Below are 15,544 nucleotides of genomic sequence, written 5' to 3'. Positions count from 1 at the left end.
CTCCGAGCCTGCCGGGCGGCAATGAGCATCCGATGAGCGCGCTACCGTGACCAGCGTCGATGCCCATGGAAAAGGTGGTCAAGCGTGCGGGTCGCGTTCGGGGTCCTCGGTCCTGTGGTGGCCTGGGACGGCGCCGAGGCCGCCGTCGGGCTGAAGGGCCCGCGGCACCGCGCGGTGCTCGCCCGGCTGATCGTCGCCCGCCGCCGCGTCGTCCCCGTGGCCCGTCTGGTCGAAGACCTGTGGGCGGACCCGCCCCAGGACGCGATCGGAGCGGTACGCACCTTCGTGGCCGCACTGCGCCGAGCCCTTGAACCGGAGCGACCGCCCCGCACCCCGGCCCGGCTGCTCGTCACCGAAGGCCCGGGGTACGCCCTGCGCGCCGATCCCGGCACCGTGGACGCCTGGCGCTTCGAGCAGGCGGTGACCGACGCCGCGACCCTGTCGCCGCAGGGCGCCCTCGATTGCCTGGAGGAGGCTCTTGGTTGGTGGCGCGGCCCCGCCTACGCCGATTTCACCGAAGAGGCCTGGGCCCGCGCCGAGCGCTCCCGCCTGGGTGAACTGCGCCTGCACGCGGTCGAGCGCCGGGCCGAGGCACGCCTCGGCCTGGGACGCGCCGCCGACGCGGTACCGGACCTGGACGCACACGTCGCCGAACACCCCTGGCGCGAGGACGCCTGGCGGCTCCTCGCCCTCGCGCTCTACCGCGCCGGCCGTCAGGGCGACGCGCTCGCGGTCCTGCGCCGGGCCCGTACGCTCCTGGTCGAGGAGCTCGGCGTGGATCCAGGACCGGGCCTTCGCCGCCTGGAGACGGACATCCTCGCCCAGGCCCACCACCTGGACCTCCCGACGCCCCCGGCCGGTGGCGCGGCGGAACGGGTGTGGGCCCGGGCCACCACCGCCTACCAACGGACCGTGGCATCCGGAGCCCGTGCCCGGCTCGACTCCACGGTGAGCCTGCTGCGCAACCTCGCGGTGACCGGAGGCGGCGGCCTCGAAGCGGCCCGCGAGCACCGGGTGGCGGCCATCGAGGCGGCGGAGGAACTGGGCGACGCGGAACTCACCGCCCGCGTGATCGGTGCGTACGACGTCCCGGCGAACTGGACCCGCGTCGACGACCCACGACAGGCCGCGCAGGTCGTGGCGGCGGCCGAACGCACGCTGGCCGCGCTCCGTCCCGACGTGCACCCGGCGGCACGGGCCCGCCTGCTGACCACGATCGCCCTGGAGTCGCGCGGCACCACATCGGCGCGCGGGCCCCAGGCCGCCCGGCAGGCCGAGGAGATCGCCCGCCGCCTCGACGACCCGGCGCTCCTCGCGTTCGCCCTCAACGGGCTGTACATGCAGACCTTCCACCGTGCGGGCCTTGCCGCACACCGGGACGCGATCGGCGCCGAGCTCGTCGCCCTCTCCGCCCGGCACGGCCTGGCCACCTACGAGGTCCTCGGCCACCTCATCCGCCTCCAGGCCCGCGGCGCGCTCGCGGACTTCCTGGGAGCCGACGGCCACGCGGCAGCCGCGAACCTCCTGGCGGAACGTCATGAGCTGCCGCTGGTGGGCGTGTTCACCCAGTGGTACGCGGCGCTGCGGCTCGCCGCGACAGGGCAGGCACCGGCTGCCGAGGCCGCTTACCAGGAGGCTGCCTCGGGGCTGGACGGCGCGGGCATGCCCGGCCTGGAACGCGGACTGCTCCCGCTCGCTCTGCTGTGCCTGCGCCTACGGAGCGATTCCCCCGCCTCGGCCGACGTACAAATCGGCCAGGGACTGGATGACAGTACGGAATGGGGGCCTTACGAGCCCTGGACCCGCCCTCTGGTGCTGCTGTCCCAGGGCCGCCGCGACGAGGCGGCGCAGGCACTGCGCCGCCTCCCGGAACCGCCCCGCGACCTACTGCTCGAAGCTCTGTGGTGCCTGGCGGGGCGAGCGGCGATCGCCGTCGACGACCGGGAGGTGATGGAACGCGTCCACGCGGAACTGGCCCCCGCCGCAGGAGAGTTGGCGGGGGCGGGCAGTGGCCTGCTCACGCTGGGCCCGGTCGCACAGCACCTGGACGACCTTGCCTCAGCCCTCCGCCGCTCTCGGTGAGCGGTCGTCGAAAGTCGGACAGACCGCGCTCAGCCCTTGCGGGTGTTGACCTCTTCGGTGAGGGCGGGGACGACGTCGAAGAGGTCGCCGACCACGCCGTAGTCGACGAGCTCGAAGATCGGGGCCTCGGCGTCCTTGTTGATCGCCACGATGGTCTTGGAGGTCTGCATGCCCGCCCGGTGCTGGATCGCGCCGGAGATGCCCGAGGCGATGTACAGCTGCGGCGAGACACTCTTGCCGGTCTGGCCGACCTGGTTGGAGTGCGGGTACCAGCCCGCGTCCACCGCGGCGCGCGAGGCACCCACGGCCGCACCCAGGGAGTCGGCGAGCGACTCGATGAGGTGGAAGTTCTCCGACCCGTTCACACCACGGCCGCCGGAGACCACGATGGCCGCCTCGGTCAGCTCCGGACGCCCGGTGGACTCCCGCGGGGTGCGCGCGGTCACCTTGGTGCCGGTGGCCTGCTCCGAGAAGGAGACGGCCAGCGCCTCGACGGCGCCGGCGGCCGGGGCGGCCTCCACGGCGACCGAGTTCGGCTTGACCGTGATGACCGGAGTACCGCTGGTGATACGGGACTTGGTGGTGTACGAGGCGGCGAACGCGGACTGCGTGGCGAGCGGGCCCTCGTCGGAGGCCTCCAGGTCGACGGCGTCGGTGATGATGCCGGACTTGATGCGCACCGCGAGACGGGCGGCGATCTCCTTGCCCTCCGCGGAGGAGGGCACCAGCACGGCGGCCGGGGACACCGCGTCGTAGGCGGCCTGCAGCGCGTCCACCTTCGGCACGACCAGATAGTCGGCGAACTCCGGGGCATCGGCGGTCAGCACCTTGACCGCGCCGTGCTCGGCCAGCGCGGCCGCGGTGTCGGCGGCGCCGGCACCCAGCGCCACGGCGACGGGCTCGCCCAGACGGCGGGCCAGCGTCAGCAGCTCCAGGGTGGGCTTGCGGACGGCACCGTCCACGTGGTCGACGTAGACAAGAACTTCAGCCATGGCTCTTCCAATTTCCTCGACGTGTCAGCGAATCAGCGAATCAGGGACTAGATGAACTTCTGGCCCGCGAGGAACTCGGCGAGCTGCTTGCCGCCCTCGCCCTCGTCCTTGACGATCGTGCCCGCGGTGCGCGCGGGCCGCTCGGTGGCCGACTCGACCTTCGTCCAGGCACCCTCCAGGCCCACCTGCCCGGCCTCCAGATCCAGGTCCGAGAGGTCCCAGGCCTGCACCGGCTTCTTCTTGGCGGCCATGATGCCCTTGAAGGACGGGTAACGGGCCTCGCCCGACTGGTCGGTCACCGACACCACGGCCGGCAGCGAGGCCTCCAGCTGCTCGGAGGCGGCATCACCGTCACGGCGGCCCTTGACGACACCGCCCTCGACGGACACCTCGGAGAGCAGCGTGACCTGCGGGACACCCAGCCGCTCGGCGAGCAGCGCCGGAACCACACCCGCGGTGCCGTCCGTGGACGCCATCCCGGAGATCACCAGGTCGTAACCGGCCTTCTCGATCGCCTTGGCCAGCACCAGCGAGGTCCCGATGATGTCACTGCCGTGCAGATCCTCGTCCTCCACATGGATAGCCTTGTCCGCACCCATCGACAGTGCCTTGCGCAACGCGTCCTTGGCGTCCTCGGGACCCACCGTCAACACGGTGATCTCCGCGTCGTCGGCCCCGTCCGCGATCTGCAACGCCTGCTCCACCGCGTACTCGTCCAGCTCCGACAGCAGGCCATCGACGTCATCCCGGTCGACGGTCAGGTCATCGGCGAAGTGCCGGTCGCCGGTGGCGTCGGGCACGTACTTCACGGTGACAACGATCCTCAAGCTCACGCCGGCTCTCCTACCTGGTGTTGTTCGTTATGGCGACCGTATGGCACTCAGTACCCCCTGTAAAGGTACGTAGTGCCAGATAGGCCTTCACGATGCTACGTTCCCCGCATGACTGAGGCGCGCGGACCAGCGAAGAAGGCCCCCATGCGGGAGGTGCTCGCCAAGGCGGCGTTCCAGTTGTTTCTGGAGCGGGGCTTCGAGCAGACCACGGTGGACGACATCGTGGCGCGGGCCGGGGTCGGGCGGCGCTCCTTCTTCCGGTACTTCCCCTCCAAAGAGGACGCGGTCTTCCCCGACCACGAGAGCTGCCTGGCCGACATGACGGCGTTCCTCGACGCGGCCGACGGCCACGATCCCGTGGACGCCGTGTGCGACGCGGCCCGGATCGTGCTGCGCATGTACGCCACGAACCCGGAGTTCTCCGTCCAGCGTTACCGCCTCACGCAGGAGGTGCCCGGCCTGCGCACGTACGAACTCTCCGTGGTGCGCCGCTACGAACGCACCATGGCCGGCTACCTCCGCCGCCGCTACGCCGAGGACGCGGACGGCTCCCTGCGCGCCGAGGTGGTCGCCGCCGCCGTGGTCGCCGCGCACAACAACGCCCTGCGCTCCTGGCTGCGTTCGGGCGGTGACGGTGACGCCGAGACCGCGGTGGACCACGCGCTCGAGCTCGTGCGGAACGGATGGGGGAGTGCCGTCACCGGCGGGGAAGCCGCCGCTGACGCCGATGACGAGGTCGTCGTCATGGTCGTCTCCAAGCGCGCGCCCATGTGGCGCGTGGTGCAGCGCGTCGAGTCGGCCCTCGGCCAGGACTGAGTGCTGAGTGAGGCCAGGGCCGAGTACGGCCGGGACTGAAGTGCCGCCAGGACTGAGTATGTAGCACTCAGTACCTTTACCTTCTGGCACTCAGTGCCATATGGTGCGGATGCGTCGACGCCGACGGCGGCGCATCCGAGCCGAATGCAGGGGGTCGAGACGTGTCCCAGCAGGAATTGAGCGTCGCGCCGACAGACGACGAGCAGCGAACCGGCCTGATCTACCACCGCTGCCGATGGTGCGGCACCGCGTCCTTCCGGCGCATGCTGTGTCCGGTGTGCGCCTCCAGCGACCTGGTGGCCGAACAGAGCGACGGCGAGGGCGTCGTCGTACAGTCGAGCGTGGTCAACCGTTACACGGGGACCGCACGCAACGAGTCCCTCGTCCGTTTCCCCGAAGGGTTCGTGTTCCGCTGCCGTGTCGTGGGTGCCTCGCCGCATCTCGTGTGGGTCGGCGCGCGTGTACGGCCCGTGGCCGGGTCCGATCCGGAGACCGGGGAGGCCGTCTTCGAGCTCTGCGAGACGCACACGAGCGCCGACTGGTAGTGCTTCCGGCGGTGCTGCGGACGGGTCAACCGGTAGCACTCCGGACGGATCAACCGGTAGGACTCCGGATCAGTTGACGCCCCGCTCGCGCCCCTCCCAGTAGGGGTCGCGCAGCTTGTACTTCTGGAGTTTCCCGGTGGCCGTGCGAGCCAGTTCGTCGCGGAACTCCACCGAGGTCGGCGCCTTGAAGCCGGCGAGGTGCTCCTTGCAGTGCCGGATGAGCTCCTCTTCCGTGGCGTGGGCGCCGGAGGCGAGGACGACCAGGGCCTTGATGGTCTCGCCCCACTTCTGGTCCGGCACCCCGATGACCGCGACCTCGGCGACCGCGGCATGGCTGAACAGCACGTCCTCCACCTCGATCGACGACACGTTCTCACCGCCGGTGATGATGACGTCCTTCTTGCGGTCGCTGATCGTCAGATGGCCGTCCGTGCCGATCGAACCGCCGTCTCCTGTGTGGAACCAGCCGCCTTCCAGCGCCTGAGCGCTCTCCTGAGGCTGCTCCCAGTACCCCTCGAGGATCACGTTCGAGCGGGCCAGGACCTCGCCCTCGTCCGACGTGCGCAGCGTCACGCCCAGGGCGGGGGCACCGGCCTGGACCAGTTTCTCCGCGCGCTGCTGCGAGGTGAGGTCGTCCCACTCGCCGCGGGTGCGGTTGATGGTGAGCAGGGGAGAGGTCTCGGTGAGTCCGTAGATCTGGATGAACTCCCAGCCCAGCTCGGTCTCGACCTGTTCGACCGTCCTGGTGGGCGGCGGAGCTCCCGCGACGATGATGCGCACCCGATCCCGGCCCGGGATCTCCCCGTCCCATGAACGTGCGGCGGCAAGCACCGAGTTGACCACCGCGGGCGCCGCGCACATCACCGTGACCCCGTGCTCGGCGACGCGGCGCAGGATCTCCGCACCGTCCACCTTGCGCAGCACGATCTGGCGCGCGCCCATGCCGGACATCGCGAACGGCATGCCCCAGCCGTTCGCGTGGAACATCGGCAGGGTGTGCAGATAGACGTCCCGGTCCGTGACCCCGGCGTGCAGCGCGAACGTCAGGGCGTTCACCCAGATGTTGCGGTGCGTGATCTGTACGCCCTTGGGGCGCGCGGTCGTTCCGCTGGTGAAGTTGATGGTCGCGGTGGCGTTCTCGTCGTGCTCCCAGGGCTCGGGCTCGGTGTCGAACCGGTACAACTCCGAGTCGGCCTCCGCCCCGAGCGTGAAGCGGTGCTTGCAGACCACCCCCGAGAGGCGGTCCTCGAGCTCGGGGTCGACCAGCAGGACGCTCGCGCCCGACTGGCCGACGATGTAGCTCACTTCTTCGGCCGAGAGGCGGAAGTTGACCGGGACGAGGACCCGGCCGTGGCCGCTGACGCCGAAGAACGACGTGAGGAGCCGTGCGCTGTTGGGCGAGACCACCGCGACGCGTGCGCCGTGCGGCACCCCGAGCGCGTCGAGCCCGGCGGCCTGGGCCCGGGCCAGCTCACCCACGCGCCGGTAGGTGAGCCCCTGCCAGGGCTCGGCCGGCTGATCGGGCTCGTCGACGATGCCGACCCGGTCCCCGTACACGGTCGTGGCGCGGTCCAGAAAATCAAGGGCCCCGAACGGGACGAACATCCTGGCCTCCCGAAGCTCAGTCGATGTACGTCGCCTATCCGACCATGCCCCACGGGAAACCGGGCCCCCGGCGCCGTCCCCTTACCCGACCTCCTCCGGCGCTTCCTGAAGCCGCCGCAAAGACGTCACCAGCTGATCCACCTCCTCGGACGTGTTGTAGAGCGCCAGTGACGCGCGGGCGGCCGACTCCAGGCCGTAGTGGGCGAGCGCGGGCTGGGCGCAGTGGTGGCCCGCACGGATGGCGATGCCGTCGCGGTCGAGCCAGTCCGCGACACCGGCCGGGTCCTGGCCCGCGAGGGTGAACGTGAGGACGGCGATCCGCTCGGGCGCCGAACCGAGGACCTCCAGGCCCGGCACGGTGGACAGCGCCTGCTGCGCGTACGTCATGAGCGCACTCTCGTACGCGGCGACGGCCTCCCGGTCGAAGGACGTGAACCAGTTCAGTGCGGCGAGCAGGCCGATCACGCCGGAGATGTGGCCCGTGCCCGCTTCCAGGCGGTGCGGGACCGGCGCGAACGTGGTCCGTGTGAAGTCGACCGACTCGATCATGTTGCCGCCGCCCTGCCACGGCAGCATGGACTGGAGGATCTCCGGCTTCGCGTAGAGCGCGCCGATGCCGGTCGGCGCGAAGAGCTTGTGCCCCGAGAAGGCGTAGAAGTCGGCGTCCAGGTCCTGCACGTCGACCGGGAAGTGCGCGACGGCCTGCGCCCCGTCCACCAGGACCTTGGCGCCGTAGCGGTGGGCGAGGGCGGTCATCTCCTTCACGGGCGGCACGGTGCCGAGCACGTTCGACGCGTGGCTGACGGCGACGAGCTGCGTGCGGGACGAGAGGAGATCGGCGTAGGCGGCCTGGTCGATCGCCCCCTCGGGAGTGAGAGGGATCGGGACGACCCTGGCCCGGGTCTCCTTCGCGATCAGCTGCCAGGGCACGATGTCGGAGTGGTGTTCTAGGACGGCCACCAGAATGTCGTCCCCGGGGCCGAGGTTGGCCCGTCCCCAGCTCTGGGCGACCAGGTTGACGGCCTCGGTCGTGCCGCGTACGAAGACGATGTCGTCCGGCGACCCGGCCCCCAGGAACTGAGCGACCGCGGACCGCCCCGCCTCGTACATCTCAGTCGCCTCGCGCGCCATGGTGTGCGCGCCCCGGTGGATGTTGGAGTTCGCGGTGCCGTAGTAGGCGCCGAGTGCCTCGATGACCTGGCGCGGCTTCTGCGTGGTGGCACCGTTGTCGAGCCAGACGAGTGGGTGGCCGTTGACGGTGCGGTGCAGGATCGGGATGTCCCGGCGCGCCGACTCGGGGGAGAACCCGGGTGGTTGGAGCTGCGGGAGCGCGCCCGCGCCGGGGGTGGCGGCCGGGGGAGCCGAGTCCGCGGGGGCCGGGTCCGTTAGGGCCGTCGGCATCACCGCCGTCGAGCCCGGCACTTCCGGCATACCCGCACCGGGCAGGCCTGGCACACCGGGTAAGCCTGGCACACCCGCACCGGGCAGGCCCGGCACACCTGGAATGCCCGGCCCGCGCGCCGTGACGTCAGGAGTAGTCATGGTAGTTCGACACCTCGACGTTCTGCAGGACCGCGATGGCGTCCTCGACCAGGACCGCCGTGTTGAAGTACGCCGTCATCAGGTACGACGTGATGCCCTTCTGGTCGACACCCATGTTCCGCATGGACAGGCCCGGTTCGACCTCGTCCGCGACACCGGCGGGACGAAGGCCCACCACACCCTGCTCGGCCTCGCCCGTCCGCATCAGCAGGATCTCGGTGGTGCCCATGCCGGCGCCCGTGCTGCCCGAGAAAGGCACCTTGTCCGACGGGAGCAGCGGGACGCCGCGCCACGTCAGGAGCGGGCTGCCGAAGCGGTTGTCCGTCACCGGGGGCACGCCACGCCGCGTACATTCACGGCCGAAGGCGGCGATCGCCCTGGGGTGGGCCAGGAAGAAGCCGGGCTGCTTCCAGACCCGCGTGAGGAGCTCGTCCAGATCGTCGGGGGTGGGCGCACCGGTGCGTGCCTGGACCCGCTGACCGGCGGAGACGTTGTGGAACAGGCCGTGCTCGGGGTGGTTCAGGAGTGAGGACTCCTGGCGTTCCCGCAGTGCCGCGACGGTGAGGTTGGACTGTGCGCGGGTCTGGTCGATCGGCCCGTTGTAGAGGTCGGCGACCCGTGTGTGCACGCGGAGCACCGTCTGCGCCAGCGTCATGTGGTACTCACGCGGCGCGTCCTCGTAGTCGACGAACGTCCCCGGCAGGTCCGGCTCCCCGACGTGCCCCGCGCTCAGGTCCACCGGCACCTCGGCGCCGGGCGTCATGGTGCTTCCGGCGCAGTACGCGGTGATCGCGCCGCCCAACGCCTCGTCCCGGTCGGCGAGCCCCGCGAGCGCGCTGCGGTCCGCGCAGAGAGCCACACCAGGGGTGAGCGCCTTGACGCGGTACGGCATCGCATCGGCCCGGGTCCACGCGCCGAGGTCGAAGAACTGCCCGTCGCCTATGACTTCGAGCAGCGCGTCCTCGCCGTACCGCCCGGTCACCCGCTTCTCCGCCTTGCCCCGCACGACCACCCACAGCCGGTCGGCGGCGTCGCCCTCCTGCGCGAGCACCTGTCCGGCCTCGAAGGTGACCTCGGTGAAGGCGCCGGCCAGCTCCGCGAGCAGCGCGTCGTCGGCGTCACGGAGGTAGGAGACCTCGCGCAGGTCGCCCGGCACGACGTGGTGACAGCCGCTCTCCTCGTACGTGGTGATCCGGTCGTCTCCGAGCACGAACGTCCGGCGGCGGTTCACCCGGTAGGTGCCCGACTCGACGTCCACCCAGGGCAGGGCGCGCAGCAGATAGCGCGGGGTGATGCCGCGCATCTGCGGGGTGGTCTTGGTGGTCGTGGCCAGTTGCCGTGCGGCATCCGGGCCGAGTGCGAGCCGGTCGTTCACTGGAACCTCCTGGAGGAACGGTCTTTGCTGGCCGCCGTGATGGCGTTCGGCGCCGATCGTCTTCGCGTTGTTCCATGGCCGCAAGTGGCCTTTTTTCAGAGATGATGCAGAAAGGGCCGGAAATGGACTGACAGCCGTCCTCCGACCCCGCAGCCCACCCTCCCAGGCCGCTGCCGGGGAGTCCCCGCACCGCGGATATCGGGCTCGAATCAGCTCAATACCGGACCTGAGCGCGCCTGAAAGCAGCGCTTATGACTCGGGTAGCGGGCCCAGGAGTCGGGAAGGATGGTTCCGGTGCGGCCGGTGATCGTGGGCGCACCGGGGCGCGGCCCTTCTCCGAGGGCGGCCCTCTCCGGCGTACGAAGGGTGTGGCGATGACGGATTCGGCCCCTGGGCGGCTCTCCATCTCGCGGGCGACGCTCGACGACTGGCACGTCGTCAGCGGATGGGCGCAGGACGAGGGCTGGAACCCGGGCCTGCGGGACGGCCCGTGCTTCTTCGCGCAGGACCCGGACGGATTCTTCATCGGCCGCATCGGGGGACAGGCGGTCTCCGCGATCTCGGTCGTGAACTACGACGAGGTGTACGCCTTCCTCGGCTTCTACCTCGTCCGCCCCGACCTGCGTGGCCACGGACACGGACTCGCCACCTGGCAGACGGCCCTCGCCCACGCGGGAACCCGCACCGTCGGCCTCGACGGCGTGGTCGCGCAGCAGGCCAACTACCGCCGCTCGGGCTTCGAGCTGGCCCACCGGACCATCCGGTACATGGGCTCCGTACCCCCAGGCGCCGCGAGGTCCGCGCAGATCCTGCCGGTCGAGGCCGCGGGCCTGCGGGCGATCACCGCGTACGACGCCGCGAGCCACCCGGCGGACCGTCCGCGCTTCCTGGAATCATGGCTCACCGCTCCCGGCCACCGCGCGCTCGCGCGCATCGTCGACGGCCGCATCACCGGGTACGGCGTGCTCCGCCCGGCCCATGGCGCCCTGCGGATCGGCCCCCTGTTCGCCGACACGCGCGCCGATGCCGAGGAGCTCTTCGACGCGCTGACGGCCGAGGCGGACGGCGCGCCCGTGCTCATCGACGTCCCCGAGACCCAGCCGCACGCCGTGGCCCTGGCCGAGGCGCGCGGAATGAAGCCGACGTTCGAGACCGCCCGCATGTACACGGGTCCTGTGCGGGAGCTGGCCGAGGAGCGGGTCTTCGGCGTCACCACGCTCGAACTCGGCTGACGCGCGAGGGCCGGGCCCCCAGGGACCCGGCCCCCTCGCCCACAGCCGCTACGTGATCGTCAGCCTCTTCTTCGCCTTCGCCTCGGAGCTGTTGCCGACGTAGACGTCCACGGCCCCCTCCTCGACACGGAACTCGCCGCTCTCCGCGTTCGTCCAGAACCCGAAGTCATCGGCGCCGAGCTGGAAGCGGACCGTCCTCGACCTGCCGGGCTCCAGCGTCACCCGGCGGAACCCGCGCAGCTTGCGCACCGGCTGCGTGATGCTCGCCGCGATGTCGTGGACGTACAACTGGACGACCTCGTCGCCCGCACGGTCACCCGTGTTGCGGACGGTGACCGAGACCTCCAGGGTGTCGCCTTTGCGCAGCGCCCCCGCCGACACACGGTCGCGGCTGAGTTTCGGTTCACCGATCTCGAAATCCGTGTACGAGAGCCCGTGGCCGAAGGCGAACTGCGGGTCCGGGGGCAGGTCGAGGTACTTGGACGTGTACTTGTTGTCCGCGTCGTAGGGGCGGCCCGTCGACTCGTGGTTGTAGTGGCAGGGGATCTGACCGACCGTTCGTGGGAAGGAGACGGGCAGCTTGCCGCCCGGATTGACCTTGCCGAACAGCACGTCGGCGATCGCGTTGCCCGCCTCGAGGCCCGGGTGCCAGGCCTCGAGGACGGCGGGCGCCGACTTGAGCCAGTCGCCGACGGTCAGCGGGCGCCCGTTGACCAGGACCACCACGAACGGCTTGCCCGTCCTGGCGATCGCCTCGATCAGCTTCTCCTGCCCGCCCGGCAGACTGATGTCGCTGCGCGCCGCCGCCTCGCCGCTCATCGCCGGGGGTTCACCCACGACCACGACGGTGACATCGGCGCCCTTGGCCGCGGCGACCGCCGCAGGGATGCCGCCGGTGTCCGTGCCCTCGGGGTCGACGCCTTTCGCGTACGTCACCTTCGCCCCCGGAGCCGCGGCCCGCACCGCGGCGAGGACCTTGCCCGAGGGGAAGTTCTTCGCGGCGCCGGGGAACGTCCATGTGCCGAGGAGGTCGTCGGAGTCGCCGAACGGGCCGACGACCGCGATCGAACCTGCCGACTTCTTGAGGGGAAGCGCCTTGCCGTCGTTCTTCAGGAGCACCATCGAGCGGGCGGCGGTCTCGCGGGCTGCCTTGCGGGCATCGGCGGACGGCTTGTCGATGGCGTCGTCCTCGTCGACGTACGGATTCTCGAAGAGCCCAAGGGCGTACTTCAGGCGCAGGATCCGCGTGACCGCTTCATCGAGGCGCTTCTCGCTGATCCTGCCGCTGCTCAGCAGCTTCTTGCCGTGCTCGGCGAGGTCCGTGCTCGCCATCTCCATGTCGACGCCGGCGTTCAGCGCGAGCCGTGCCGCGTCGGCGCCGTCCTCGGCGAAGCCGTGCGCGATGAGTTCGTCGACGCCGTTCCAGTCGCTGACGACGAAGCCGTCGAAGCCCCACTCCTTGTACAGGACGTCGGTGAGGGTGTGGGAGTTTCCGTGGGCGGGGACGCCGCTGATGGTGTTGAAGGAGGCCATCACCGTGGCCACGCCCGCGTCCAACGCGGCCTTGAACGGCGGCAGATAGTGGTTGCGCAGCCGGGACTCCGACACGTCGACCGTGTTGTAGTCCCGGCCGCCCTCGGCCCCGCCGTACGCGACGAAGTGCTTGGCGCAGGCGGCCACGCGGTCCTTGGCGTCGAGACGCGAACCCTTCTCGCCCTGGTAACCCTCCACCTTGGCCACGGCGAACGCCGTCGTGAGATACGGGTCCTCGCCGCAGCCCTCGGCGATCCGGCCCCAGCGCGGCTCGTGCGTGACATCCATCATCGGCGAGAACGTCCAGTGCACGCCGTTGGAGCGGGACTCCTTCGCCGACACCTCGGCGTCGCGTCTGGTGACCTCCGGGTCGAAGCTCGACGCCTGGGCGAGGGGGATCGGGAACGTCGTCCACAGGCCATGGATGACATCGAGTCCGAAGAGCAGCGGAACGCCGAGCCGGGATTCCTCCACGGCGATGCGTTGCAGTGCGTTGCTGCTCTTGGCGCCGAAGATGTTCAGGACGGAACCGAGCCGCCCGGCGCGCGCCGCGTCCTCGACGTCTTTCGTCTCGCTGCCGCCGGGGCCGGTGCTGACGGCCCACGGGAGCTGCTGCAACTGCCCCAGCTTCTCTTCGACAGTCATACGGTCGAGCAGCTTCTTGATCTTCGGGTCGATGGGGCCCGGGCGCTGCGGCGCGGCCTGGACGGCCCCGGTGTCCGCGGCGGCGACCCCGGCGCCCGCGGCGGTGAACCCGCCCCCTGCGACAGCGGTGCCGCCGATCGCGGACAGCAGAGTACGCCTTCGTAGCTCTCGCATGTGTTCGCCTTCTCGCATCAGGAAGTCGACAACCTCTGTGACGGCCACAAGAGTTGAAGCGAAAGTACGTTCCTGTTACATGCGGGTCAAGGGATGCGGCAGGGACGCGCGGGGCTCTTGTTTCGGTGTCCCGTCGGCGCCTCACTCCCGACGCTTGACCTCAAGGAAGCTTGAGGTTCTATGTTCTTCTCATGAGCATGGAAACGACAGCCTGGACCCAACTGCAGAGCGTCATGCGCGCCGAGCAGGACAGCCGTCCCTTCGCCCGCGCCACCTTGCGCCGCATCGGGACCTTCGCCCGCCCGCACAAACGCCGCATCGTCTACTTCGTCCTCCTGAGCATCGTCACCGCGCTGCTCGCCGTGGCGACGCCCGTCCTCGCGGGCAGCGTCGTGGACACGATCGTCTCGGACGGCGAATCCTCGCTCGTCGTCCGCTACGCCCTGCTCATCGCCGCCATCGCCGTCGCCGAGGCGGGCTTCGGCCTGCTCGCCCGCTGGCTCTCGGCGAACCTGGGGGAGGGGCTGATCCTCGACCTGCGCACCGCCGTCTTCGACCACGTACAGCGCATGCCCGTCGCCTTCTTCACCCGTACCCGCACCGGCGCCCTTGTCAGCCGCCTCAACAACGATGTGATCGGCGCCCAGCGCGCGTTCAGCAACACGCTCTCCGGAGTCGTCGGCAACGTCGTCACGCTGCTCCTGACCCTGGCCGTGATGCTGAGGCTCTCCTGGCAGATCACGCTCCTCGCCCTGGTCCTGCTCCCCCTCTTCATCGTGCCCGCACGCCGCATGGGCTCCCGGATGGCGAAACTCCAGCGGGAGGCCGCACACCACAACGCGGCGATGGGCACGCGCATGACCGAACGCTTCTCCGCGCCCGGCGCCACGCTCATCAAGCTCTTCGGGCGCCCGGGCGCCGAGTCGGCGGAGTTCGCCGCGCGGGCCGGCCGGGTGCGGGACATCGGTGTCCGCACGGCCATGTCGCAGTCCGTGTTCATCGCCGCGCTCACGCTGGTCTCGGCCCTCGCCCTGGCCCTCGTCTACGGCCTCGGCGGCTACTTCGCGCTGGACGGCACCCTGGAAGCGGGCGCGATCGTGTCCCTCGCCCTGCTCCTGACCCGCCTCTACGCGCCGCTGACCTCCCTGGCCGGGGCGCGGGTCGAGGTCATGAGTGCCCTCGTCAGCTTCGAGCGGGTCTTCGAGGTCCTCGACCTGAAGCCGCTGATCGACGAGAAGCCGGACGCGCGTGAAGTCCCCTCGGGCCCGGTGGCGGTGGAGTTCGACGACGTCCGCTTCGGCTACCCGTCCGCGGAGAAGGTCTCCCTCGCCTCCCTCGAAGAGGTCGCGTCCCTCGACACCCGAGGCGGCGACGAAGTCCTGCACGGCCTCTCCTTCCGCGCCGAGCCGGGCCAGACCGTGGCGCTCGTCGGATCGTCCGGTGCGGGCAAGTCGACGATCGCCCAACTGCTTCCCCGCCTGTACGACACGGACGGCGGAACCGTACGCATCGGCGGAGTCGACGTTCGTGATCTCTCGGCGGCGTCCATGCGCCAGACGCTCGGCATGGTCACCCAGGACGGCCACCTCTTCCACGAGTCGATCCGCGCCAACCTGCTGCTCGCCCGCCCCGAAGCCACCGAGGACGACCTGTGGGACGCCCTGCGCAGGTCCCGCCTCGAAGACCTCGTACGCTCCCTGCCGGACGGCCTCGACACGGTGGTAGGGGAGCGCGGCTACCGCCTCTCCGGCGGTGAGCGCCAGCGGATGACCATCGCCCGGCTGCTGCTCGCCCAGCAGCGGGTGGTCATCCTCGACGAGGCCACGGCGCACCTCGACAACACCTCCGAGGCAGCGGTGCAGGAGGCACTCGCCGAAGCCCTTCAGGGCCGCACCGCGATCGTCATCGCGCACCGGCTCTCGACGGTGCGGTCCGCCGACCAGATCCTCGTGGTCGAGGCCGGGCGGATCGTGGAGCGCGGGACGCACGAGGAACTGCTCGCGGTGGGCGGCCGGTACGCGGAGCTGTACCGCACACAGTTCGCGGACAAGGACAAGAACAAGACGGTGCAGGTCGCGGCGTAGAGCATGCGGAGCGGGGGGGGGGGGGGGGGGGGGGGGGGGGGAGGGGGGGGGGAGGGGGGGGGGGGGGGGGGGGGGAGGGAGTGGGT

General features: G+C 70.7%; 11 protein-coding genes. 5 read left to right on the top strand and 6 right to left on the bottom strand.

Features of this window, described 5'->3' with window-relative positions; genetic code table 11:
* Nucleotides 1-84: 84 nt before the first annotated feature.
* Nucleotides 85-2,082, top strand: a complete 1,998-nt coding sequence (locus ACZ5CR_RS24015; RefSeq protein WP_468860587.1) for an AfsR/SARP family transcriptional regulator — start codon at nucleotides 85-87, stop codon at nucleotides 2,080-2,082.
* 29 nt (nucleotides 2,083-2,111) lie between these two features.
* Here the strand turns inward: ACZ5CR_RS24015 and ACZ5CR_RS24010 are convergent, their stop codons facing one another.
* Together ACZ5CR_RS24010 and ACZ5CR_RS24005 are read right to left on the bottom strand one after the other, a co-directional pair.
* On the bottom strand, nucleotides 2,112-3,074 hold the full coding sequence (locus ACZ5CR_RS24010; protein WP_468860585.1) for an electron transfer flavoprotein subunit alpha/FixB family protein: 963 nt from the start codon (nucleotides 3,072-3,074) through the stop codon (nucleotides 2,112-2,114).
* 47 nt (nucleotides 3,075-3,121) lie between these two features.
* A complete protein-coding gene (locus ACZ5CR_RS24005) occupies nucleotides 3,122-3,907 on the bottom strand; it encodes an electron transfer flavoprotein subunit beta/FixA family protein (protein ID WP_468860582.1) in 786 nt (261 codons plus the stop codon).
* A gap of 108 nt (nucleotides 3,908-4,015) precedes the next feature.
* On the opposite strand from ACZ5CR_RS24005, the gene ACZ5CR_RS24000 reads away from it, so the two are divergent.
* Together ACZ5CR_RS24000 and ACZ5CR_RS23995 are read left to right on the top strand one after the other, a co-directional pair.
* Nucleotides 4,016-4,723 carry a TetR family transcriptional regulator gene (locus ACZ5CR_RS24000; RefSeq protein ID WP_468860581.1) on the top strand — a complete coding sequence of 236 codons (708 nt, stop codon included), beginning with the start codon at nucleotides 4,016-4,018 and terminating at the stop codon, nucleotides 4,721-4,723.
* A 161-nt stretch (nucleotides 4,724-4,884) separates the two neighbouring features.
* On the top strand, nucleotides 4,885-5,268 hold the full coding sequence (locus tag ACZ5CR_RS23995; RefSeq protein WP_468860578.1) for a Zn-ribbon domain-containing OB-fold protein: 384 nt from the start codon (nucleotides 4,885-4,887) through the stop codon (nucleotides 5,266-5,268).
* A gap of 69 nt (nucleotides 5,269-5,337) precedes the next feature.
* Here the strand turns inward: ACZ5CR_RS23995 and ACZ5CR_RS23990 are convergent, their stop codons facing one another.
* The 3 genes from ACZ5CR_RS23990 to ACZ5CR_RS23980 all read right to left on the bottom strand — a co-directional run bounded on the left by ACZ5CR_RS23990 (nucleotide 5,338) and on the right by ACZ5CR_RS23980 (nucleotide 9,790).
* Nucleotides 5,338-6,873: an AMP-binding protein gene (locus ACZ5CR_RS23990; RefSeq protein WP_468860575.1), complete on the bottom strand. Its 1,536-nt coding sequence runs from the start codon at nucleotides 6,871-6,873 to the stop codon at nucleotides 5,338-5,340.
* 81 nt (nucleotides 6,874-6,954) lie between these two features.
* Nucleotides 6,955-8,415, bottom strand: coding sequence for a SufS family cysteine desulfurase (locus tag ACZ5CR_RS23985; RefSeq protein WP_468860572.1), 1,461 nt, complete (start codon nucleotides 8,413-8,415; stop codon nucleotides 6,955-6,957).
* Entirely contained in the window at nucleotides 8,402-9,790 is a 1,389-nt protein-coding gene (locus ACZ5CR_RS23980; protein ID WP_468860569.1) for a family 2B encapsulin nanocompartment shell protein, read from the bottom strand. The genes ACZ5CR_RS23985 and ACZ5CR_RS23980 overlap by 14 nt, the downstream gene beginning before the upstream one ends.
* Nucleotides 9,791-10,164: 374 nt before the next feature.
* Here ACZ5CR_RS23980 and ACZ5CR_RS23975 point away from each other — a divergent pair, with 374 nt between their 5' ends.
* Entirely contained in the window at nucleotides 10,165-11,022 is an 858-nt protein-coding gene (locus tag ACZ5CR_RS23975) for a GNAT family N-acetyltransferase (protein ID WP_468860566.1), read from the top strand.
* Between the two features lie 48 nt (nucleotides 11,023-11,070).
* Here the strand turns inward: ACZ5CR_RS23975 and ACZ5CR_RS23970 are convergent, their stop codons facing one another.
* Nucleotides 11,071-13,374 (bottom strand): glycoside hydrolase family 3 N-terminal domain-containing protein, encoded by a 2,304-nt coding sequence (locus ACZ5CR_RS23970; RefSeq protein ID WP_468860564.1) that lies wholly within the window; start codon nucleotides 13,372-13,374, stop codon nucleotides 11,071-11,073.
* 191 nt (nucleotides 13,375-13,565) lie between these two features.
* Here ACZ5CR_RS23970 and ACZ5CR_RS23965 point away from each other — a divergent pair, with 191 nt between their 5' ends.
* Nucleotides 13,566-15,458, top strand: a complete 1,893-nt coding sequence (locus tag ACZ5CR_RS23965) for an ABC transporter ATP-binding protein (protein WP_468860562.1) — start codon at nucleotides 13,566-13,568, stop codon at nucleotides 15,456-15,458.
* Nucleotides 15,459-15,544 lie beyond the last annotated feature (86 nt).

The sequence above is a fragment of the Streptomyces sp. NPDC031274 genome (assembly GCF_055570235.1).
Note: the sequence above shows the minus strand (reverse complement) of the source record. Positions and strands in the feature narration are given on the sequence as shown.

Coding starts and splice junctions, on each gene's coding strand:
- ACZ5CR_RS23985 (WP_468860572.1), bottom strand. CDS start 8,415: ATGACTACTCCTGACGTCACGGCGCGCGGGCCGGGCATTCCAGGTGTG.
- ACZ5CR_RS24000 (WP_468860581.1), top strand. CDS start 4,016: ATGACTGAGGCGCGCGGACCAGCGAAGAAGGCCCCCATGCGGGAGGTG.
- ACZ5CR_RS23990 (WP_468860575.1), bottom strand. CDS start 6,873: ATGTTCGTCCCGTTCGGGGCCCTTGATTTTCTGGACCGCGCCACGACC.
- ACZ5CR_RS24010 (WP_468860585.1), bottom strand. CDS start 3,074: ATGGCTGAAGTTCTTGTCTACGTCGACCACGTGGACGGTGCCGTCCGC.
- ACZ5CR_RS23975 (WP_468860566.1), top strand. CDS start 10,165: ATGACGGATTCGGCCCCTGGGCGGCTCTCCATCTCGCGGGCGACGCTC.
- ACZ5CR_RS23970 (WP_468860564.1), bottom strand. CDS start 13,374: ATGCGAGAGCTACGAAGGCGTACTCTGCTGTCCGCGATCGGCGGCACC.
- ACZ5CR_RS23965 (WP_468860562.1), top strand. CDS start 13,566: ATGAGCATGGAAACGACAGCCTGGACCCAACTGCAGAGCGTCATGCGC.